Raw genomic sequence first — 21,970 nt, forward strand, 5'->3', positions numbered from 1 at the left:
CCTGAATACGACGCGCACCGCCGGGGGGCAAGCTCAGAAGGACAGGGCTTGCAACCGTTCGAACAATTGCTGAATACCGGCGCGGTCGAGATTAGCGAATGCAATGCGCATCTGGCGTTTTCCGGCGGGATCATCTGGCGGCATAAACATCGTTCCGGGCAGCAGAAGGATGCCGGCCTCCGCCACCAGACGGCGGGCCAGTTCGTCCGAGGGGATATCGAACGGATGTTCGAAATAGGCGAAATAGGCGCCCAAGCCTAACAGACGCCAACCCTTGTTAGTCAGGTTTGGCAACTGCTCTTGGATAGCCGCGCGGCGATCGAGGATTTCGTCACGCTCTCCGGCGACCCAGTGCGACAGGTTCCGCATGCCCCAAAGGGCCGCGAATTGGCCGATCTGACCGGGGCAGATCGCCACCGTATCAAGGAATTTTTCTACCTCGGATAGCAGGTCAGCACCGGTTGCAATGGCACCAACCCGGTGGCCGGTCAGGCGATAGGCTTTGGAAAAGGAATAGAGGTGAACCAGCGTCTCGTCCCAGCCGGGCTGCGCGAACAGGTCATGCGGCGGGCCGCTGCGGCTGTCGAAATCGCGATAGGTCTCATCGACCAGCAAGCGCAGACCGTTTTCACGGGCCAGTTCGTAGAACGCGCGCACCAGATCGGCCGGGTATTCCACACCACCCGGGTTGTTCGGCGTCACCAGAGCGATGGCGCGGGTTTTGTCGGTGATCAAAGCGCGGGCGGCATCAGGATTAGGTAACAGATCATCACCGGTCTTCAGGTCAACGGCATGTACCCCGGCCATGTCCAACCACATTTTGTGATTAAAATACCATGGGGTTGGCAGGATGACCTCATCCCCTTCGTCAGTGATAGCCGAGATTGTGGCGGCAAATGCCTGATTGCAGCCCGAGGTGATTGCGACCTGATCCGGTGCGACCTCGACGTCATAGTGCTGACCAATTTGCACCGCCAGTTCGGTGCGCAGATCCGGATTGCCCAGCACGGGCCCATACAGATGGGCCCGATCCTCGGTCACCGCAAATTCGGCCATGGCCTGACGCAAGGCCAAAGGGGGCGGATCGACCGGCGCGGCCTGGCTGACATTGATCAAAGGCTGGTCGTCAGGGAAATTCGCGCCTTCCAGCCAGCGCCGCGCCTCCATCACCGGTGGGGCGAAGGTGGCGGCGGTGCGTGTCCGGGTCATGCGAGATCCTAGATGTTCAGGAAAAGATCAGTCTGTGCCGCGGTAGGGCTCGACATATTGCAGGGCCATATCCCACGGGAAGAAGATCCACGTATCCTGGCTGACTTCGGTGATGAACGTATCCACCATCGGGCGGCCTTTGGGTTTGGCATAGACAGTGGCAAAATGCGCCTTGGGGTACATCGCACGCACCAGTTCCAGTGTTTTGCCGCTGTCGACGAGATCGTCGATGATCAAAACGCCTTCACCATCACCCATCAGATCGGCATCAGGGGCTTTCAGCACCTCGGCTTCGCCTTGTTCCTGATGGTGATAGGACCGCACGCTAATCGTGTCGACGGTGCGAATGTCCAGCTCACGGCTGGCGATCATGGCTGGGGCCATACCACCGCGTGTGATCGCAACAACCGCGCGCCAAGCACCGTCGTCCGGTCCTTGACCATCCAGCCGCCATGCCAGAGCACGGGAATCGCGATGGATTTGGTCCCAACTGATGTGAAAGCCTTTTTCGTGAGGCAGACGGTCCTTGGCGCTCATTGCGTTAACCCTTTTCAACGTCCGGGGCGTCGACGGCTTTCATACCGACGATGTGATACCCCGAATCTACGTGCAGATTTTCGCCCGTGACACCACTGCTGAGATCGGACAGCAGATACAGCGCTGATTTACCGACATCGTCGATGGTCACGTTGCGGCGCAGGGGCGAATTATACTCGTTCCACTTCATGATATAGCGGAAGTCACCAATACCGCTGGCTGCCAGCGTCTTGATCGGACCGGCCGAGATCGAGTTTACCCGGATACCGTCTTTGCCCAGATCCTCGGCCAGATATTTGACCGATGCTTCCAGCGCGGCCTTGGCGACACCCATGACGTTATAGTGCGGCATAACCTGCTCGGCACCGTAATAGGTCAGAGTGATTGCACTGCCGCCTTCGGACATCATCTTTTCCGCACGCTGCATGACGGCGGTGAAAGAGTAGACCGAAACATCCATGGTCAGCTTGAAATTCGCCCGGCTGGTATCGACGTACCGACCGCGCAGCTCGTTCTTGTCGGAAAAACCAATCGCGTGAACCACGAAGTCCAGCTTTCCCCATTTCTGTTCCAATTCCGAGAACAGAGCATCAATCGAGTCCTCGTCACCCACATCACAGGGAAGAACAATTTCACTGCCCAGCTGCGCCGCCAGCGGATCGACCCGCTTTTTTAGGGCATCGCCCTGATAGGAAAAGGCCAATTCGGCCCCGGCATCGGATAAAGCGCGGGCAATGCCCCATGCGATCGATTTATCATTGGCCAGTCCCATGATGAGGCCGCGTTTGCCGGCCATCAACTGATTTGACATGTTTGGTTCTCCGCCTGTCTTCGCGATTTGTTGCGTTGGTTTATGCCATTGGATGCGCTGCATCAAGGCCGCGTACTCTTGCCCGCAGCGGGTTCTCGCCCTAGGGTGGCCAATAATAGTTTCCGGGGGATGGAAATGACCGAGCGTGACGGCATCTTCGCCGGCTCCGATCCGTTTGAAATAGCGGGGCGGTGGTTGGGTGAGGCCAAAGACAGCGAACCGAACGATCCCAATGCAATAGCGTTGGCAACCGTCGATTCTGACGGCATGCCGAACGTGCGTATGGTGCTGTTGAAAGAAATCGAATCCGGTGCCTTCGTATTTTACACCAACTATGAAAGTGCCAAGGCGGCCGAATTGGATTCGGCGGGCAAAGCAGCTTTTGTAATGCATTGGAAATCATTGAGGCGGCAAATCCGTGTTCGTGGTACAATAACCCGCGAAAGCGGGGCGCAAGCCGATGAATATTATGCGTCGCGCTCGCTAAAAAGCCGTCTTGGGGCTTGGGCTTCGAAACAGTCTCAGCCTCTTAGCAGCCGGGCTGCTTTGATGGCAGAAGTTGCAAAGGTGACCGCGAAATTGGGGCCGAACCCACCGCGACCACCGTTCTGGGGCGGGTACAGGTTAGTGCCGAGCGAGATTGAGTTTTGGGCCGATGGTGCATTCCGGTTGCACGACAGGTTTCAGTGGCGCCGGGATCAGGAAGACTCGGCATGGGATGTACAAAGGTTGAATCCATGACATTCGCGTATCGTGAAATGCAACACAAAGAAATCAAAGGATTTTTTCAGCTTGAATTTGCGAGCCAATCCCATACACATCGGACCCTTAACGAACTATTAATTTTCGCGATAGGAATGCTGTGCCGGAAGACCTGAACAATATGTACCGCGTTCGAGGACACGTGAAATGGTTTGACCCCGCTAAGGGGTACGGGTTCGTTGTGTCCGACGAAGGTGGCCCGGATATTCTGTTGCATGTGAACGTGTTACGTAACTTTGGTCAAAGCTCGGTCGCCGATGGCGCCGGGATCGAGATCATGACGCATCGCACCGACCGCGGCGTTCAGGCGGTTGAGGTTGTCAGCGTAGACCCACCGGCGCGCACCGACTCAATGATGTTGGCGGATTTCGCGGAGCTTGATCCGGTTGTGATCGCCGAGGCTCCTTTGGAAGCGGCGCGGGTGAAATGGTTCGACAAGGGCAAGGGTTTTGGCTTTGCCAATGTTTTTGGTCGGGACGAAGACGTTTTCCTGCATATCGAGGTGCTGCGCCGATCTGGTCTGGCTGATCTGCAACCAGGCGAAGCGTTGGCGATGCGCGTCATTAATGGCAAACGCGGGCGTATGGCGGCTCAGGTCCTGGCCTGGGAAGCGGCACTGGACGAATAATACCAGATGATCAGACTGTTAACGGTTCTTGCAAGTGTGACAATGCTGTGGGCCGGTAACGTGCTGGCTGCGTGCCAGGTGGATCGTGTCGGGCTGCGGAACGACAAAACTCAAGTCAGTTTCAACGTCGAGCTTGCAATCAGTCCACAGGATAGGGCGCGTGGATTGATGTTTCGCGAGTCGCTGCCGCAGCGGTCTGGAATGCTGTTCGTGTTCGATCCGCCGCAGCCAGTCGCCTTTTGGATGAGAAACACGCTGATTCCCTTGGACATCATTTTTCTGGATCGTACAGGCGCTGTTGTTCATGTGCATGACAACGCGATTCCCGGGGATGAATCACTGATCGAAGGCGGAGATTCGGTGTATGCAGTCCTGGAAATCAACGCTGGATTGGCGGCGCGTTACCTGATCACCCCAGGAACACAGATGCAGCACGAAATTTTTTCGCAAGGTCCTGCAATTTGGCCCTGTTAGGGCTTTTCAAATCAGAATGGCAACGTTAGGAAGGCGCACGGTCCGGGGCGTGGCGCAGTCTGGTAGCGCACCTGTTTTGGGTACAGGGGGTCGTAGGTTCGAATCCTGCCGCCCCGACCACTTCTTCCTCTTATGTTGGTGAACCACCCATCTTCTGGAACAGCGCGCCCAACGCTTGATCCAGTGCTTTGCTCTCTACGGGAACCTTGACGGCCGGGCCCTGTTTTTGCGGCACATTAAAGTACAATTCGGCGTCCACGCGATAACCGGTAGTGTTCTTGGTCGACGTCATGCGCATGACGCTTTTGGGCAGGTCTTGCGGGTAGCCATCATAATTGAGAATCAGAAACGCGGTGGTGTCCGGGGGAAGAAACTCCTGGCACTCAAAAACCCGATTCCCCACTTTCTCGAACTTTTCTCCTGGCCCAGCGCATTGAGTCTCAAAGGTGTCAAACAGCCGTTCGGGATATGTTTCAAACTGCGCGCTACGGGTCGGAGGGGGCATATCTTGTGGTGCGCAGGCCACGATAAGGGCCATTGCGGGCAGAAATCGAAACGCGGTCATCCCCTTTGACACTCTCGACTTTCTATTCTGCACGTTATGCCTCCTGTCTGACCGCGCGACCGGTGGTGTTGTGATTCTCATTCAGCCTATCCACCTTACAACGGGATTATCAAATGCCGATAACTCTGCTGAAAAAAACAGTTAATTCTGCTGCGCAATTTTCAAGTGCAGTGCTTTATCCCGTGGATGAACCTGTGGAGGAATCGGAATCCACCACCCGCGGACCCTTTGGAACCGTTTGGTCAACAGAAAAGATTTCAAAAATGAATGAAAATGGCGTTGACGATCTATGGCCGAATACGCCAAGTTGTATGGGCCGAAAGACATGCCACTAAATCTGGTAGCATAACCAGGGTAAGGCATAGGGCGAGGGTCGGAAAGCACATCTATTAAACGTGCAACCGTATAAGCGGTTTCGCGCTGTTAAAGACAGCGACCGGTCATTTGCGCCCAATTTTCAGGCATGGCGTGCGGATCGCTGAAATGCATCTGACGCGAACGGACAAGTTGATTGAATCTAGGGCTGCGGACATGAAGATTGACAGGAAATTCACCAAATCGGGGCAAGATGCATACGCAGAACTGGATTTTGTCTCTGCGACATCTGAGATACGGAACCCGGACGGCACCATTGTTTTCCGACTGGATGAAATCGAGATCCCCGCAAAGTGGAGCCAGGTCGCCAGTGATGTCATCGCTCAGAAGTACTTTCGTAAGGCTGGCGTTCCGTCGGCTCTGAAAAAGGTCAAGGAAAAGGACGTTCCCGAATTTCTGTGGCGCTCAGTTCCTGCAGAAGGTGCTGAATTCGGTGGCGAAACCTCGTCCAAGCAGGTGTTCGACCGCTTGGCGGGCGCTTGGGCGTATTGGGGTTGGAAGGGCGGCTATTTCTCGACCGAGGAGGATGCGCGCGCTTACTTTGACGAGATGCGTTATATGCTGGCGACTCAGCGCGCCGCGCCGAACAGCCCGCAGTGGTTCAACACAGGTCTGCACTGGGCCTACGGAATCGATGGCCCCGCGCAGGGTCACCACTATGTCGATTACAAGACCGGCAAGCTGACCAAATCGAAATCCGCATACGAGCATCCGCAGCCGCACGCGTGCTTCATCCAGTCCGTCGATGATGATTTGGTGAACGAAGGCGGCATCATGGATCTTTGGGTGCGCGAGGCGCGCCTGTTCAAATACGGCTCGGGTACCGGGACCAACTTCAGCCATCTGCGTGCAGAAGGCGAGGCGCTGTCGGGTGGCGGCAAATCCTCGGGCCTCATGGGCTTTCTCAAGATCGGCGACCGCGCCGCTGGCGCGATCAAATCAGGCGGAACAACCCGTCGAGCAGCAAAGATGGTAATCGTCGATGCTGATCACCCTGACATCGAAAAATTCATCGAATGGAAGGTGATCGAAGAGCAGAAGGTGGCCTCGATCGTTGCCGGATCGAAGATGCACGAGAAGATGCTGAACGGCATTTTCGAGGCCATCCGCAGCTGGGACGGCGCTCAGGACGACGCGTATGATCCCAACAAGAATGACAGCCTGAAGAAAGCGGTTCGCGAAGCCAAAAAGGTTGCGATCCCAGAAACTTACATCAAGCGCGTTCTGGATTACGCCAAGCAGGGCCATGACAGTATTGAGTTCCCAACCTATGATACGGATTGGGATTCGGAAGCCTATAGCTCGGTGTCGGGCCAAAACTCGAACAACTCGATCCGTGTGACCAACGCATTCCTGACCGCCGTCGAGAAAGACGCGGATTGGGAATTGATCAACCGCACCGATGGCAAAGTCTCGAAGACCGTCAAGGCGCGGGATCTGTGGGAAAAGGTTGGCCACGCCGCATGGGCTTGCGCCGATCCCGGCATTCAGTTCCATGACACAGTTAACGAATGGCATACATGCCCGGCGGACGGAGAGATTCGCGGCTCGAACCCTTGCTCGGAATACATGTTCCTCGATGACACGGCTTGTAACCTGGCGTCGATGAACCTGCTGACCTTCCTCAAGGATGGTGAATTCCAGGCGGCGGACTATATGCACGCTTCGCGTCTGTGGACACTGACGCTGGAAATCTCGGTGACTATGGCGCAGTTCCCGTCGAAGGAAATCGCGCAATTGTCCTATGACTTCCGTACCTTGGGTCTGGGATATGCCAATATCGGCGGCCTGCTGATGAATATGGGCTACAGTTACGACTCGGATGAGGGGCGCTCGATCTGTGGCGCGCTGACCGCGATCATGACCGGTGTCGCCTATGCGACCTCGGCCGAGATTGCAGGCGAGCTTGGACCTTTCAAGGGGTATGAGCGCAACGCTGAACACATGCTGCGCGTCATCCGCAACCACCGTCGTGCATCGCAAGGCGTGACCGATGGTTATGAAAAACTGGCCGTAAAGCCGGTGCCACTGGACCATGGTAACTGCCCGGACAAGCGTCTGATCGATCTGGCCATGTCCGCTTGGGATGAGGCGCTGAGCCTCGGTGAGAAGAACGGCTACCGGAACGCGCAGGCCACCGTGATTGCGCCCACCGGCACCATCGGTCTGGTGATGGATTGCGACACCACTGGGATCGAGCCTGACTTTGCGCTGGTAAAGTTCAAGAAGCTGGCCGGTGGCGGTTACTTCAAGATCATCAACCGTTCGGTGCCTTCCGCTCTGGAAAAGCTGGGCTATTCCTCGTCGCAGATCGAAGAAATCGTCGGTTATGCGGTTGGTCACGGCACTATCGGCAACGCGCCGGGGATTAACCACACCTCGCTGACCGGTCACGGTTTTGGCCCAAATGAGCTGGCCAAGGTGGACGCCGCGCTGGAAAGCGCCTTTGATATCCGGTTCGTGTTCAATCAGTGGACACTGGGCGAGGATTTCTGCACCGGAGTTCTGGGCATCCCGGCGACCAAGCTGAATGACCCGACTTTCGACCTGCTGCGCCATCTGGGCTTTACCAAGGCGGATATCGACGCGGCGAACGATCATGTCTGCGGAACCATGACGCTGGAAGGCGCGCCGCATCTGAAGGAAGAACACTATTCGATCTTTGACTGCGCCAACCCGTGCGGCAAGAAAGGCAAGCGTTTCCTTGGGGTTGATAGCCACATCACCATGATGGCGGCGGCGCAGAGCTTTATCTCGGGTGCGATCTCGAAGACGATCAACATGCCAAATGACGCGACCATCGAGGACTGCCAGAAGGCATACGAACTGTCATGGTCGCTGGGTGTGAAGGCGAACGCGCTGTATCGTGATGGTTCGAAACTGTCGCAGCCTCTGGCGGCGGCGCTCGTCGAGGATGACGATGAAGCCGCTGAAGTGCTTGAAAGCGGATCGGCGCAGGAGAAAGCCGTCGTTCTGGCCGAAAAAGTGATCGAGAAGGTTGTGGTCAAGGAAATCATCCGCAGCCACCGCGAGAAACTGCCACATCGCCGCAAGGGCTATACCCAGAAAGCGATCGTGGGCGGCCACAAGGTCTATCTGCGAACCGGTGAGTTCGAAGACGGCAAGTTGGGCGAGATCTTCATCGATATGCACAAGGAAGGCGCTGGCTTCCGGGCGATGATGAACAACTTTGCCATCGCTGTCTCGGTTGGCTTGCAATATGGCGTACCGCTGGAAGAGTTCGTCGATGCGTTTACCTTCACCAAGTTCGAACCGGCGGGGATGGTACAGGGCAACGACTCGATCAAGAATGCGACCTCGATCCTGGATTACATCTTCCGCGAACTGGCCGTGTCTTATCTGGACCGAACCGATCTGGCCCACGTGAAGCCCGAAGGTGCAACCTTCGATGATCTGGGCCGGGGCGAGGAAGAGGGTGTCTCAAACGTCTCTGAAATCAGTGAAAGTGCAGCGACTAAGTCGCTGGAAGTGCTGAAACAAATCAGCTCAACCGGGTATCTGCGCAAGCGTCTGCCGCAGGATCTTGTCGTCTTTAACGGCGGTCAGGCCGAGGTGAACGGCATGGCGGAAACCGCCGCATCGTTCGAGGCTCCGGTCGCGGAAACAGCGGTTGCCACAGGCATGGATGCTCGCACCAAAGCCAAGATGCAGGGCTACGAAGGAGACCCGTGCGGCGAATGTGGAAACTATACGCTGGTGCGCAACGGCACCTGCATGAAATGCAACACCTGCGGCGGGACCAGCGGGTGTAGCTAAGGCAAACGCCCCGCCACGCGGGGTGTAGGGACCTGAATTTCCCCTCGGATATTCGGTCCCGACGAATACGGGGCAAGGCATAGCCTGAGACTTACCACTAGGCGTCTTGCTCCACTCGGTCGACATGCCCGTGTCGGCCGGGAACAGGGTGGGGCGGAATATTTGCTCTTTCCCACTCTTTCACGGGGCGGGTGCGCTCGTCCCATGCGCAGTCCAGGCCGCAGGCAAAAAAACACCGGGCGGTCAACGAAATGAGCCTGGAAGGCGAAACTGACAGGGGGCTTCGGCCCCCTTTCTTTTTTCAACCGTGAATGGGAAATTAGGCAGGGTTCTGCCAGATTGTGCATTCCTCATCGGGCAAGACCCGCCGAGACGTGATGGGGGAATTTTGCCCAGCGGCTCGCCGCAGACGCGACTCGGAAAAACACGCAAAGATTGGCGCGAAAGTGGCTTAGTCCCGCAATGCGGGTGACAGCAGCCCGGCGTGCGGTGTTTGTAGGGCTTGTCCGGACGCAAACATGCAAAAAACTCAATCAGGAGGCATCACAATGAAACCACAAACTCTGGCCGCTATTTCCGCCCTTGCCTTTGGACTGCCGACGCTGGCCGTCGCACAATCCTCGGCAGATACAAATGGAGACGGCGTTTTGACCATCGAAGAAGTGCAGGCGGTTCTGCCTGAAGTGGACACGGATGGTTTCTCGGCAATGGATGCCAACGGCGACGGCGCGCTGGATGAGGCCGAGATTGCCGTGGCACAGGAAGCAGGATTGCTGCCGCCAACCGACGGCTAACACATTAAAGAAAGCGGCCAGAGGATTTCTGGCCGCTTTTCAATATCTTATTGGGAGAGGTGAATATTGAATCTGGTCCGAAGTTCAGCATCCAGAAGTGGATCAAAGCGCGCCGGTGACGGCATCGACAAGATCTCTTCCTTCCGCTTGATCGCCTTTTCGATCAGATCGGGTTTGCCAAGCTCGGCCCATTCCTTGGGTGAGGTGCGGTCGCCGAAAACGGGATAGACATAGTCCGCCTGCATCCGGCTGAGCGTGGCATCGGTGCCCAGATAGTGACCCGGCCCGCCAATGCAGACCTCGGCGATTTGGTCCAAGGCCAAGGTTTCGTCAGTCACTTCGATCCCACGCACACAGCGCAGTGCCTGACCGATCAGGTCGTCACTGAGGATCAGGCTCTCATGGCAAAAGCCCAGCAACGAGGCATGCATGCCCGCCGCTTCGTATACCATGTTCAAACCTGACAGGCCCGCCATGACGTTGGAACACATCTGCTCCCACCCGGCCTGCATATCGGGCAGCTTCGAGTCCGATGCTCCAGCCGCAGCACCACCCGGCAGGTCATAAAACCGATGCATTTGCGCGCAGCCGGCCGTCAGCAGGGCCTGTTCGCCCGAACCGATGGACATCGCACCTGTGCGCAGGTCCAAACCAAATGGCCAGGTGCCAAAAACTGCCGGTGCGCCGGGGCTTACGGCATTTACGTAAACCAGTCCGGCCAGACATTCCGCAGTGGCCTGCGTGATTGCTCCGGCGATGGTTGAAGGCGCGGTCGCGCCTGCCATGCCGGCAGACAACAGCAGAACCGGCATCCCGGCCTTGATGCACTCTTCCATCACTTCGCAACTTTCGGTCGCGAATTTCATCGGGGGCACGACAAAACAGTTCGAATTCGACACGAAGGGCCGCTCACGAAACTTGTCCTCGCCGCCGGCGATCATGTGGAGCATTTCCACCGCAGGGGCAACGTGGCTGGGTTCGGTAAAGGACGTACCGATATGTTTGAAGCTGCCTGAACAGGCGGCGTAGATTGTGTTCAGGTCCATTTCCAGATTGTCCGAGATGTCGCGGCAAACCATGGGGCGCTGAACAAAATGGATGTTTTCTAGCTGTTCGCAAATGCGCGCAGCATCGTGCAGGTCCTGAACGGTCGAGTCGCGGTATTCCCGCCCGTGTACATCCACCATGCTGACGGCAGCACCGGCGGTGCCGTAGTGAACCTTAGTGCCCGACAACTCTAGGTCGGTCTTTCCATCGCGGCTGTACAGGGTAACCGAGCGGTTGGCCTTGGCAATCGTGTCTTCCACCAACGCGCGCGGGAACCGGATGCGGCCATCGTCACCCAGGATGCACCCGGCGCCGACCAGGTAGTCGATGCCGCTTGGCGGGGCATCCGCCAGACCAATGGTTTCCAATGCGGTCAAGGCGGCTTCGTGTATGCGCTCGATTTGGGCTTGGGTCAGCACATTGAGAGTGCCGCCTTCCATACCTGCACGGACAGGGCGCAAATGTTCGGGCAGGGCAGTTGCACGGGCAGCACGACGCGCGGCGCGACCGCCGGTGCGGGATGAGGTGCGGGTTTGATCGTTCATGGTTCGGATTCCGATGGGTAATTGGCTGTCAGAAGGGTTGATCTAAGCCTCTGACGGCCGCCCACGTGCCGCACGACCACGATCCGCACCAATGGTGCGGCTGACCAGTCGAATCTTCCAAACGTCGTTTTGCATGCAGGTCCTCACCTATTGACCTGAAGTTTCCCGATGTACCTGATCACAATCTGTTCTGTTTGCGACCTGAGCGCCTAAAAGCGAAGTATTCATGAAGATGTCACACTCTTCTTTTGTCTGCTCAAGTTTTTTTCTTTGGCACCTGAAAATCTGTTATAGTTCCTTCACTTATTTAAGAGTGGTTCGTGATCTCAATTGAAATTTAATGATCATGTACCAAGTTTTTGAGTTAACATGACTTAACCGAACGTCTCTGCGGCGAAAGGTTTTTAGGAGAGATTAATGAAAGCCCTTAAGGCCCTCAGTCTCACAACATTGGTGTCCCTCGCGACCCCGGTATTGGCTGAGGATTGGACCGGGGCTTATGCAGGTTTTAGCTTTGGATATGCAGATGCCGAAGGCCCGAATGGCTCCAGCGGCGATGATCTGACCTTCGCGCCACATATTGGCTATGACCGCGACTTCGGGAATTTTGTTTTGGGCGGCGAGCTTGAATACAATAGCCTGTCTTTGGACTTGGGGCAGGGCGAGGGTTCCCTGGACAGCATGACCCGCCTGAAGCTGCGCGGCGGCTATGATTTTGGCCCGGCTTTGGGCTATGTTGTGATCGGTGCGTCGCGGGTCGATAGCTCAGTCGATAACGATACCGCTGCTGTGTATGGAATTGGCGTGGCCTATCCCATCGGCGACCGCTTTGTCATCAGCGGCGAAGCGTTGCGGCAGGAGTTCGACGATGTCACCCGATCAGATGGCGCCCTGGATTCGAATGTCTTTAACCTGCGAACCTCATTCCGGTTCTGACACCCGTTAACTGGCCGCGGCGTGACGACCGGCTATTTCCGTTGCAAATTCGCAAATCCTTGACAAAGCGGACCCGAACCGTTCGTCATCAATGGTCATGGCCACACGGATATGGCCGGCGGCGGCGGACCCAAAACTCTCACCCGGCATCACGGCAATGGCGTGCGTATCCAGCAGCGCGTTGGCGAATGCTTCTCCGCTGAGACCCGTGGCGCGGATATCCAGCATCAGGTACATGGCCCCCTGCGCTGGAACCAACCCGACAGTGTTCTGAGTGCTCAGAATACCCACGGCGAGTGCGCGCCGCCTGCGGAACGGCGCAGCGATTTGATCTTCCAGCACGTTACCTGCGTTCAGGGCGAAACTAGCAGCGTCCTGAATAAACCCGGGAACCCCATAGGTCGTATGCGTAGCGAGGTTGATCAGATGCGCGATTACATCCTCTGGCCCAACAATCCATCCACAACGCGAACCCGTCATGGCGTGCGACTTGGACATCGACCCAACCACCAGCGTACGTTCGGTCATACCCGGCAGAGTGCGCGGCGAAATATGTGAGCCTTCCCAAACCTGTGTGTCATAAACCTCATCCGAAATCAGCCAAAGATCCCGCTTGCGACAGACCTTGGCGATCCCTTCAAGCGTTTGACGGGAATAGACGACCCCGGTGGGGTTGTTTGGTGTGTTGATCAGCAGGGACACAGCGCCATCCGCGACCGCGTCAATCTGCTCGGCACGCGGTTGAAATGCGTCTTCGGCGGTTGTCTGAATCGCCCGCGCTTCCGCTCCGACACCGCGGATCGTACCGGGATAGGTGGCATAATATGGATCCAGATACAGACCAACATCGCCTGGATCGCAGACCGCAACATGGGCAGCGAACAAGGCGGATTGCCCACCAGGCGTGATCAAAACATTGTTTCTGGTCGTGGGAACTCCGGTACGCGCCTGCAGCCGGGCGGCCACGGTATCGCGCAGCAAATCCGTGCCTGGCACCATCGCGTATCCGGTGTGGCCTTGCCGCGCCGAATGGTCCATGGCTTCCAGAATCGATGGGTCGGTTCGGATGTCATGTTCACCAATGGTCAGTTCGACTACAGCATAGCCGTCGCTGACCATTCGACGGGCACGATAGAACACGTCCCAACCGTCACTGCCGCCGCCGGTCAGATGAGTAATACGCTGCGACAATTTCATGACCCGCCTCCGTCTGGTGTTCTGCGCCGAAAGGGCCAGAGCCGTTGCAGAATGTCAATCGGCGAAACAGATGGTTGGAACTCAAGGCTTGGCGAAAGGCGGTCGCCGTGATACTGGGACAATATGAACCCGATGACCTGCATCATTATTTGCTGCATTACCTGCTGATACTTCAAGCGGGCCGGTTTCTTTCGTTTTCATCCCTGAGACAAGTTGCTAAGCCCGCGTTAACGCGACCAGCCATGCTGTCTTTAGGAGCCGACCGATGACGACGATCAAACTGCACAACACCCGGACGCGGACGAAAGAGGATTTCGTGCCGATCAGTGCCGACAATGTGCGGATGTATGTCTGTGGGCCCACCGTTTACGACCGCGCCCATCTGGGCAACGCACGGCCTGTAGTGGTGTTCGATGTGCTCTACCGATTGTTGCGACACACCTATGGTGCGGATCACGTGACTTATGTGCGCAATTTCACGGACGTGGATGACAAGATCAACGCGACTGCGCTGGCACGGCAACAGGCGGGGGCTGAAGGCACGTTGGAGCAGCTGGTTCAGGAGCGCTCGAATGAGACCATCGGTTGGTATCTGCACGACATGGGCGCGCTTGGGGCGCTAGAACCCAATGAGATGCCGCGCGCTACGCAATACATTGCGCAGATGATCGCGATGATCGAGGATCTGATCGCTAAAGGCCACGCATACGCGGCAGAGGGGCACGTTCTGTTTGCCGTGGACAGTTGGAAAGAACATTACGGCGAATTGTCGGGCCGGTCCGTCGACGACATGATCGCGGGCGCTCGGGTTGAGGTTGCGCCTTACAAGAAAAACCCGATGGATTTCGTGCTGTGGAAGCCCTCGACCGATGAATTGCCGGGGTGGGACTCCCCTTGGGGCCGAGGGCGTCCGGGCTGGCACATAGAATGCTCGGCCATGAGCTATGAGCTGTTGGGCGAGAGTTTTGACATCCACGGCGGTGGCAATGACTTGATGTTCCCGCATCATGAGAATGAGATCGCGCAGAGCAAGTGCGCCCATCCGCATGGTGAGTTCGCAAAGGTCTGGCTGCACAATGAGATGCTGCAGGTGGAAGGCAAGAAGATGTCCAAATCTCTGGGCAATTTCTTCACCGTCCATGATCTGCTGGAGCAGGGCGTCCCGGGTGAGGTGATCCGCTTTGTCTTCCTGCAAACCCACTATCGTAAGCCGATGGATTGGACTGAGAAGAAGGCACGTGAAGCCGAGGCGACGCTGCGCAAGTGGCGGGCGCTGACGTCGGGCATCGAGCCCGCCGCCAGCGCGGCACCTGCAGTTATCGCAGCGCTTAGTGACGACCTGAACACTGCGGGTGCTTTGGCTGAACTCCACCGTCTGGCTGCGGATGGAGATGCCGTTGGTTTGTTGGCCAGCGCACAATTGCTTGGTCTCTTGACCCCCGTGATGGGGGCGTGGGCGGATACCACATCGACGGATTTGTCGGCACATGCGGACCGGTTGGCAGATGCGCGGGTCATTGCGATGCAAAGCAAGGATTTCTCGGAAGTGGACCGTCTCAAAGCCGCTTATCTGGCTGCTGGGCTTGAGGTTCGTATGAGCAAGGATGGTGTCGAACTGGTGCCCGGTGCTGGGTTCGACGCTGCCAAGCTGGAGGGGGTGTGATGACCAAAGACCGCCTCTACCTCTACGACACCACCCTGCGAGACGGGCAACAGACGCAGGGCGTGCAGTTTTCGACCTCTGAGAAGGTGCAGATCGCACAGGCGTTGGACGCGCTGGGTGTCGACTATATCGAAGGCGGTTGGCCGGGCGCGAACCCGACTGACAGCGCGTTTTTCGATGTTGCGCCCAAGACTTCGGCCCGTTTGACCGCATTTGGCATGACTAAGCGGTCGGGCCGGTCTGCTGAAAATGACGATGTTCTGGCCGCGGTGATGAATGCAAACACGCAGGCGGTGTGTCTGGTGGGCAAGTCGCATGATTACCACGTGACCCACGCGCTGGGAATTTCGCTGGAAGAAAATGTCGAGAACGTCCGCGCCTCCGTCGCGCATATTGTGGCACAGGGTCGTGAGGCTCTGTTTGACGCCGAGCATTTCTTTGACGGGTACAAGGACAACCCCGGCTATGCGGTTCAGGTGTGTCAGGCGGCCTTGGACGCCGGTGCGCGCTGGGTTGTGCTGTGCGACACCAATGGCGGCGCACTGCCCGCCGAGGTGACGCGGATCGTGACCGAAGTGATTGCCGCCGGATTGCCCGGTGACCGCTTGGGCATTCACACCCACAACGATACCGAAAACGCGGTGGCTTGCTCTCTGGCCGCTGTCGATGCGGGCGCGCGGCAGATACAAGGCACGCTGAACGGGTTGGGTGAGCGATGCGGTAATGCGAATCTGACCGCTCTGATCCCGACTTTGCTGTTGAAGGAGCCCTATGCGTCGGGTTTCGATATCGGTGTCAGCGGGCAGGCCTTGGCCGGTTTGACGCGGGTCAGTCGGATGCTGGACGATATCCTGAACCGGGTGCCCAGCAAGCAATCGGCCTATGTCGGCGCCTCGGCCTTTGCGCATAAGGCAGGGCTGCATGCCAGCGCGATCCTCAAGGACCCATCGACTTATGAACATGTCGATCCGGCCTCTGTCGGGAATGCGCGGATCATTCCGATGTCGAACCAGGCGGGGCAGTCGAACCTGCGCAAACGCCTGACCGAGGCCGGTCTGTCCGTCGAAATGGACAACCCGGCGCTGGGGTGCATTCTGGACCGGATCAAGCAGCGCGAGGCCGAGGGGTATTCCTATGACACTGCGCAGGCCAGTTTTGAGCTGCTGGCACGTGATGAGTTGGGGCAGCTGCCCGAGTTCTTTGAGGTCAAGCGCTATAAGGTGACCGTTGAGCGGCGCAAGAACAAGTACAACAAGATGGTCAGCCTATCCGAAGCCGTCGTTGTTGTGAAAGTCGACGGGGAAAAGAAACTGTCGGTTAGCGAGTCTTTGGACGAGGACGGCAGTGACCGGGGGCCGGTGAACGCGCTGGCCAAAGCGCTGGCCAAGGATCTGGGGCAGTATTCGCAGATTTTGTCCGACATGCGTCTGGTCGACTTCAAGGTACGCATCACGCAGGGCGGCACCGAGGCGGTGACCCGCGTGATAATCGACAGCGAAGACGGGCAGGGGCGGCGTTGGTCGACCGTGGGCGTAAGCGCGAACATAGTCGATGCCTCGTTCGAGGCGCTGTTGGACGCGATACAGTGGAAACTGGTGCGCGATTGCGGGTCACAGACGGCGGTGGCCGAGTGAGCGTAGATTTTGATGATGACGTTAAGGCCTGCGCAGCATTGGTGCATCGCGCTGATCCTGACCGGTTCATTGCGGTCATGGCGGCACCCGTTGCGGTACGGCCTAAACTGTTCCCGCTCTATGCGCTGAATGTCGAGGTTGCTCGGGCCCCTTGGGTCACGCAAGAGACAATGATCGCTGAAATGCGCCTGCAATGGTGGCGCGATGCGCTGCAAGAGATTGCCGAAGGTAAGGCGGTGCGCCGGCATGAGGTTGTGACGCCTCTGTCGAAGGTCCTGTCGCCCGATCTGGCGGCTACGTTGGATGAGTATGTGGCCGTAAGGCGTTGGGACATTTACCGTGATCCGTTTGAGGACGAAGCGCATTTCGACACCTATATCAACCATAGCGCCGGATCCTTGATGGTCGCAGCCGCGCAGGTTCTGGGTGAAGCGGACGAAGCTGTGCTGCGCGATTTCGGCTATGGCGTAGGGGTGGCGAACTGGTTTCGGGCGATCCCCGATCTTGAGGCGCGTGGTCGTATTCCTTTGCTTGACGGCACGCCTGATGGTGTTCGGTCACTGGCGCAAAAGGCCTTGGACAAACTTCAGCGCGCACGGTCAAACAGTGCAGGTATTTCAGCAGATGCCCGCCCCGCGCTTTTTGCGGGATGGCAGGCAGAATGGGTTTTGCGGCGAGTCGTGACTCGCCCAGAGCGCGTCGCCGTCGGGGACCTCGCACAGGGTGAAATTCGCCGCAGAGCGTCCTTAATGTGGTCCGTTGCCAGCGGGCGCTGGTAGGCGTCAGACCGTTTCCGGCTCAGAGGGTTTCAGAACCAACCACAGCAGCGCACCACCTGCCAGTGTCAACAGTGGGATCATGGCCAGGTTCACGGCGGTCCAGCCTTCGACTGGTGACCCACCCGAGCAGTTCATCAACCCACCCGAAGCGAGCGACGCAAGTGTCACGCCGCCAAACACCAGCAGGTCGTTCAGCCCCTGCATCCGCCCACGTTCGTTCACGTCGTGCGACGCGGCCAGCATCGTCGTGGCGCCGATAAAGCCAAAGTTCCAGCCAATGCCCAGCAGGATCAGCGCGATAAAGAAATTGCCCAACTCGACGCCTTGCAAAGCAACCACACCCGCGCCGGCCAGAATGGCGAGACCGAGGGCTACAATTTTTTCGACTCCGAACCGCGCGATCAACTGGCCCGTGAAAAAGCTGGGCACATACATCGCCAGAACATGGCTAGTGACGACATCAGCGGCATCGTTGGCGCTGTAACCGCACCCCACAACCGCAAGCGGGGTCGAGGTCATGACAAGATTCATCAAAGCGTAGGAAACCATCGCACAAATGATCGCCACGGCGATGCGTGGGGTTCTAAGCATTTCAAGCCGGGATCGTCCTTTGGGCGCGTCTTCCTTTGGCTTTTCGGGCGTCGGGATATCGAGGAAGAAAAACAGCACTGACCCAAAGACATTCATCGCGATGACAGCCAGATAGGTGCCAAAAAACGGAATCACATATGCGGTCGAGGTCAGTTTGACGATCTGCGGACCGATGATCGCCGCTGCAAGACCGCCTGCCATGACATATGAAATCGCTTTGGGCCGAAACACGTCAGACGCCGTATCAGCAGCTGCAAAGCGGTAAAATCCATGCGCGCTCATGTAAATGCCGGTCAGCAGGCTTCCCAGCAGGAAGACCGGGAACGAGCCCAGAAACAACCCGTACGCGCCGACCGCCCCGCCGCAAGCCCCCGCAGTAGCACCAACCAGAAACCCGGCGCGCCGTCCCCAGCGCTGCATGATCGCCGAGATCGGCGTGGCAGCCAGCATTGACCCCAGCACGATGAGCGAAATCGGCAGGGTGGCCAGACACGCGTTTGTAGCCAGTGAATCCCCAGCTAACCCGCCCACGATAAAGAGCATCGGCATCTGTGCGCCCAGTACAGCTTGTGCCGCCACCAAAACGGCGACATTGCGCTTGGCGCGACTGGTGTCGAGGGTTGTCGTCGTTAGTGTCATGCGCCAATGCGTATCTTTGAAAAGCCTGTCGTACAAGCGGGTTGCATCTGCGACAAAGCAACCTACCGTGAGCGCGATATCATTTTCCCGGAGGGCCCATGTCTGTCGGACGCATCATTGAATCACCTGACTGTGTCGCAGAGGGCGCCGAATGGCTGGCCGCGGAATGCCCGCGGATGGCCTGGGCGATGGATCAGACTGGGCCTTTGCCCCTGCGTCGCCGTCCGGATGGGTTTGCCCAACTTCTCAGCGCTATTGTCAGCCAGCAAGTCAGCGTGGCCTCGGCCAATGCGATCTGGAAACGGCTGCAGGATGCCAAGCTCACCGGACCGCGCAAGATCATGTGGGCAACCGATGACGATTTGCGGGCTGTGGGGCTGAGCCGTCAAAAGATACGCTACGCACGCGCGTTGGCTGAGGCGCGTATTGATTACAAGACATTACGCGACGCATCTAATGCGGATGTCATCGCGACTTTGACCGAGGTGCCGGGGATCGGTGTCTGGACAGCTGAAATATACGCGATGTTCTCTTTGGGGCGCGCCGATGTGATCGCTCCGGGCGATCTGGCGCTGCAAGAGGCAGCGCGCATCCTCTATGACTTGCCCAAACGTCCCACGGACAAAGAACTGCGCCAAATGGCCGAAGCTTGGTCGCCCTGGCGATCGGTTGCGGCGCGTGTGTTGTGGGCCTATTACCGGGTGGCAAAAGAACGAGAAGGGATCAGATGACACGGGTTTTGAATGCGCTCCGAAAAGAGCCGGTTTCGGGCGATACGCGCTCAGTCGTGGTGTTCGTGCATGGCTATGGGGCCAATGGGGCCGACTTGCTGGGTCTGGCTGATCCTTTGGGCGAACACTTGCCCGACACGCTTTTTGTCGCCCCCGATGCGCCCGAGCAGATCCCCGGGATGCCAAATGGGTTTCAGTGGTTTCCGATCCCATGGATTGACGGGTCGTCCGAAGAAGAAGCCCGACGAGGAATGGAAATGGCGGTTGAGGATTTCAACGCCTTCCTCGATGCGCTGATGGTGGACGAGGATGTTTTGCCGGAACAGGTTGTATTGTTCGGGTTTTCCCAGGGCACGATGATGAGCCTGCACGTCGCACCGCGTCGCGAGGATCCGGTTGCCGGCATCGTTGCCTTTTCGGGACGGTTGCTAGAGCCCGATCTGCTGCCCGACGAGACGGTCAGCCGGATGCCGATTCTGCTGGTTCATGGTGACGTCGATGATGTGGTGCCGCCGCAATCCTTGCCCGCCGCCGCTGAAGCGCTGCAAGAGGCCGGGTTCAAAGAGGTTTACGCTCATGTGATGAAGGGTACCGGCCACGGAATTGCGCCGGACGGCCTGAGTGTCGCGCTGGCCTTCATGCGCGACAAACTGAGCCTGTAGGAATGATCGCGGTCCGCCCCATGATGCCAGAGGATGTGGCCACAGCTTGCCGCATCCTCAATGAGATCATCGAAATCGGGGGCAGCACCGCGTTTGAAATTCCGTTCTCTGACGCGTTGTTCGTTCAAAGCTACCTGGAGGGCGCTGACACAATCTGCGCCCACGTCGCCTTGGACGATCAAGGAGAGGTGGCTGGCTTTCAGTGGCTGGGAATGCACGACGTGTTGCCACAGGATTGCGCCGATATCGCGACCTTCACCAGACGTCATCCTGCGCTGAAAGGGGCAGGCCGGGCCTTGTTCGCCGAAACTTCGAAATTCGCGGTGGCAATGGGGTTTACAGCGATTAATGCAACCATCCGCGCCGATAATGGGATGGGCCTTGGCTACTACGACAAGATGGGGTTTCAAGACTACTCGGTCGCCTATGGCGTGCCACTGCAGGATGGCACGCCGGTTGATAGAATATCTAAAAGGTTTGATCTATCGGCGGGCGCGGCACTCTGAGGGGTCAGCCCCACAAATGCCCTTCGGCAAATTCAACCGAATTGCCTGACGGATCGCGCACGTAAAGAGAGCGTGCGCCGTTTGGCCAGTCAAACTCGGCATCTAAGGGGATATTCCAATCCAGCAGATGTTTGCGCATCGTGTCGATCTCCGCGCGTGTCAGGATCAGACAAACGTGGCCAGGCCCGTGCGCGCCATGGGGGGGAACGGGCAAGTCGGGATTGCCCGGCGGTTTCTCGGTTTCTTCCGCGTTAAACAACAACAATACCGAACTGCCGATCCGGAAGAATACGTGTCGATCCGTCACGCGCTGGATTTTCTCCAACGCCAGGATCTCTCCATAAAACCGTTCGGCAGCATCCAAGTCGTCGACATAGAGAGCGGCCTCAAGAATGCCGGTTGGTACTGGAATGTCGGGTGTGACTTTCATGCTGTAAGCCTATCACAACATGCAGTTTTTGTCACCGGCGTGGATGACGGTCGCGTTTGCGTTGCGGGGCAGAGTTCAATGTTGGCGTCGGTAGGCTGTCCCATTGGCCTGGCTCAAGCCCCTCTAGCGACCAGTCGCCGATCCGGGCGCGGATCAGGCGCAGGGTCGGGTGACCGACGGCGGCTGTCATCCGCCGCACCTGCCGATTGCGGCCCTCGCGGATGGTCAATTCGATCCAGCAATCGGGCACCGTCTGGCGCACTCTGATCGGCGGATTGCGGGGCCACAGCCCTGGCGGTTCATCCATCAACCGGGCTTTGGCAGGGCGGGTCATGCCGTCTTTCAGTTCAACCCCGTCTCGCAGGGCTTTCAAGGCAGCGTAATCCGGCAGACCTTCGACCTGAACCCAATAGGTTTTGGCCATCTTGTGTTTTGGGTCCGATATTTGCGCTTGCAGTCGCCCGTTGTCGGTCAGCAGCATCAAGCCTTCGCTGTCCCGATCCAACCGCCCGGCCGGGTAAACGTCTGGCAGATCGATATAGTCTGACAGAGTGCGGCGGGGCGAATCTGCGTTGGCCCGGTCGGTAAACTGCGGCAGCACATCGAAAGGTTTGTTGAAGCGAATGAACCAGGACATGACAAACGCCATAGCCCGCAGGTCAGTGAGGCGCAACCTGT

The 21,970-nt window shown here is 57.8% G+C and carries 21 protein-coding genes and 1 tRNA gene; 13 read left to right on the top strand and 9 right to left on the bottom strand.

The window, feature by feature from the left end; all coding sequences use genetic code 11:
- Positions 1 to 33 precede the first annotated feature (33 nt).
- From ACR0AJ_RS07820 to fabI, 3 genes are read right to left on the bottom strand one after another with little or no spacing between them, the layout of a single operon-like run.
- Complete coding sequence (locus ACR0AJ_RS07820) at positions 34 to 1,209, bottom strand: aminotransferase (RefSeq protein WP_480740520.1); 1,176 nt, start codon at positions 1,207 to 1,209, stop codon at positions 34 to 36.
- Between the two features lie 27 nt (positions 1,210 to 1,236).
- A complete protein-coding gene (gene gpt, locus ACR0AJ_RS07825) occupies positions 1,237 to 1,746 on the bottom strand; it encodes a xanthine phosphoribosyltransferase (protein ID WP_170348820.1) in 510 nt (169 codons plus the stop codon).
- Positions 1,747 to 1,750: 4 nt separating this feature from the next.
- On the bottom strand, positions 1,751 to 2,557 hold the full coding sequence (gene fabI, locus ACR0AJ_RS07830) for an enoyl-ACP reductase FabI (protein WP_170348819.1): 807 nt from the start codon (positions 2,555 to 2,557) through the stop codon (positions 1,751 to 1,753).
- A gap of 135 nt (positions 2,558 to 2,692) precedes the next feature.
- On the opposite strand from fabI, the gene pdxH reads away from it, so the two are divergent.
- From pdxH to ACR0AJ_RS07850, 4 genes are all read left to right on the top strand, one after another.
- On the top strand, positions 2,693 to 3,298 hold the full coding sequence (pdxH, locus tag ACR0AJ_RS07835) for a pyridoxamine 5'-phosphate oxidase (protein ID WP_170358619.1): 606 nt from the start codon (positions 2,693 to 2,695) through the stop codon (positions 3,296 to 3,298).
- Positions 3,299 to 3,440: 142 nt separating this feature from the next.
- Positions 3,441 to 3,947 (top strand): cold-shock protein, encoded by a 507-nt coding sequence (locus tag ACR0AJ_RS07840; RefSeq protein WP_174818762.1) that lies wholly within the window; start codon positions 3,441 to 3,443, stop codon positions 3,945 to 3,947.
- Positions 3,948 to 3,953: 6 nt separating this feature from the next.
- The gene (locus ACR0AJ_RS07845) at positions 3,954 to 4,421 is read left to right on the top strand and encodes a DUF192 domain-containing protein (RefSeq protein ID WP_170505766.1); all 468 of its coding nucleotides are present in this window, start codon (positions 3,954 to 3,956) and stop codon (positions 4,419 to 4,421) included.
- A 43-nt stretch (positions 4,422 to 4,464) separates the two neighbouring features.
- Positions 4,465 to 4,541, top strand: a tRNA-Pro gene (locus ACR0AJ_RS07850).
- Positions 4,542 to 4,551: 10 nt separating this feature from the next.
- Here ACR0AJ_RS07850 and ACR0AJ_RS07855 read toward each other — a convergent pair.
- Positions 4,552 to 4,959 (bottom strand): hypothetical protein, encoded by a 408-nt coding sequence (locus ACR0AJ_RS07855; protein ID WP_480740523.1) that lies wholly within the window; start codon positions 4,957 to 4,959, stop codon positions 4,552 to 4,554.
- Positions 4,960 to 5,517: 558 nt separating this feature from the next.
- On the opposite strand from ACR0AJ_RS07855, the gene ACR0AJ_RS07860 reads away from it, so the two are divergent.
- Together ACR0AJ_RS07860 and ACR0AJ_RS07865 are read left to right on the top strand one after the other, a co-directional pair.
- Positions 5,518 to 9,138, top strand: coding sequence for a vitamin B12-dependent ribonucleotide reductase (locus ACR0AJ_RS07860; RefSeq protein ID WP_170348815.1), 3,621 nt, complete (start codon positions 5,518 to 5,520; stop codon positions 9,136 to 9,138).
- A 548-nt stretch (positions 9,139 to 9,686) separates the two neighbouring features.
- Positions 9,687 to 9,932: an EF-hand domain-containing protein gene (locus ACR0AJ_RS07865; protein ID WP_170348814.1), complete on the top strand. Its 246-nt coding sequence runs from the start codon at positions 9,687 to 9,689 to the stop codon at positions 9,930 to 9,932.
- Positions 9,933 to 9,979: 47 nt separating this feature from the next.
- On the opposite strand, the gene ACR0AJ_RS07870 is transcribed toward ACR0AJ_RS07865, so the two are convergent.
- Entirely contained in the window at positions 9,980 to 11,524 is a 1,545-nt protein-coding gene (locus ACR0AJ_RS07870; RefSeq protein WP_480740525.1) for a trimethylamine methyltransferase family protein, read from the bottom strand.
- 417 nt (positions 11,525 to 11,941) lie between these two features.
- On the opposite strand from ACR0AJ_RS07870, the gene ACR0AJ_RS07875 reads away from it, so the two are divergent.
- Positions 11,942 to 12,460 (top strand): outer membrane protein, encoded by a 519-nt coding sequence (locus ACR0AJ_RS07875; RefSeq protein ID WP_170348812.1) that lies wholly within the window; start codon positions 11,942 to 11,944, stop codon positions 12,458 to 12,460.
- A 6-nt stretch (positions 12,461 to 12,466) separates the two neighbouring features.
- Here ACR0AJ_RS07875 and ACR0AJ_RS07880 read toward each other — a convergent pair whose 3' ends face one another.
- Positions 12,467 to 13,657: a pyridoxal phosphate-dependent aminotransferase gene (locus ACR0AJ_RS07880; RefSeq protein WP_170348811.1), complete on the bottom strand. Its 1,191-nt coding sequence runs from the start codon at positions 13,655 to 13,657 to the stop codon at positions 12,467 to 12,469.
- A gap of 265 nt (positions 13,658 to 13,922) precedes the next feature.
- On the opposite strand from ACR0AJ_RS07880, the gene cysS reads away from it, so the two are divergent.
- Genes cysS through ACR0AJ_RS07895 form a run of 3 tightly spaced genes read left to right on the top strand, consistent with a single transcriptional unit; the run spans position 13,923 to position 17,733 of the window.
- A complete protein-coding gene (gene cysS, locus ACR0AJ_RS07885; RefSeq protein WP_480740528.1) occupies positions 13,923 to 15,320 on the top strand; it encodes a cysteine--tRNA ligase in 1,398 nt (465 codons plus the stop codon).
- Positions 15,320 to 16,954, top strand: a complete 1,635-nt coding sequence (gene cimA / locus ACR0AJ_RS07890; protein ID WP_170348809.1) for a citramalate synthase — start codon at positions 15,320 to 15,322, stop codon at positions 16,952 to 16,954. The genes cysS and cimA overlap by 1 nt, the downstream gene beginning before the upstream one ends.
- The gene (locus ACR0AJ_RS07895) at positions 16,951 to 17,733 is read left to right on the top strand and encodes a squalene/phytoene synthase family protein (RefSeq protein WP_480740529.1); all 783 of its coding nucleotides are present in this window, start codon (positions 16,951 to 16,953) and stop codon (positions 17,731 to 17,733) included. The genes cimA and ACR0AJ_RS07895 overlap by 4 nt, the downstream gene beginning before the upstream one ends.
- A gap of 3 nt (positions 17,734 to 17,736) precedes the next feature.
- Here the strand turns inward: ACR0AJ_RS07895 and ACR0AJ_RS07900 are convergent, their stop codons facing one another.
- Complete coding sequence (locus ACR0AJ_RS07900) at positions 17,737 to 18,963, bottom strand: MFS transporter (protein ID WP_170348807.1); 1,227 nt, start codon at positions 18,961 to 18,963, stop codon at positions 17,737 to 17,739.
- 98 nt (positions 18,964 to 19,061) lie between these two features.
- Between ACR0AJ_RS07900 and ACR0AJ_RS07905 the strand changes: the two genes are divergently transcribed.
- From ACR0AJ_RS07905 to ACR0AJ_RS07915, 3 genes are read left to right on the top strand one after another with little or no spacing between them, the layout of a single operon-like run.
- On the top strand, positions 19,062 to 19,694 hold the full coding sequence (locus ACR0AJ_RS07905) for a DNA-3-methyladenine glycosylase family protein (RefSeq protein WP_170348806.1): 633 nt from the start codon (positions 19,062 to 19,064) through the stop codon (positions 19,692 to 19,694).
- A complete protein-coding gene (locus tag ACR0AJ_RS07910; RefSeq protein ID WP_170348805.1) occupies positions 19,691 to 20,356 on the top strand; it encodes an alpha/beta hydrolase in 666 nt (221 codons plus the stop codon). The genes ACR0AJ_RS07905 and ACR0AJ_RS07910 overlap by 4 nt, the downstream gene beginning before the upstream one ends.
- 2 nt (positions 20,357 to 20,358) lie before the next feature.
- Entirely contained in the window at positions 20,359 to 20,862 is a 504-nt protein-coding gene (locus ACR0AJ_RS07915; protein ID WP_480740531.1) for an N-acetyltransferase family protein, read from the top strand.
- Positions 20,863 to 20,866: 4 nt separating this feature from the next.
- On the opposite strand, the gene ACR0AJ_RS07920 is transcribed toward ACR0AJ_RS07915, so the two are convergent.
- A complete protein-coding gene (locus ACR0AJ_RS07920; RefSeq protein ID WP_170348803.1) occupies positions 20,867 to 21,292 on the bottom strand; it encodes a VOC family protein in 426 nt (141 codons plus the stop codon).
- 31 nt (positions 21,293 to 21,323) lie between these two features.
- Entirely contained in the window at positions 21,324 to 21,929 is a 606-nt protein-coding gene (locus tag ACR0AJ_RS07925; RefSeq protein ID WP_480740532.1) for a pseudouridine synthase, read from the bottom strand.
- Positions 21,930 to 21,970: the final 41 nt, after the last annotated feature.

It is taken from the genome of Ruegeria sp. CJ9 (genome assembly GCF_056536625.1).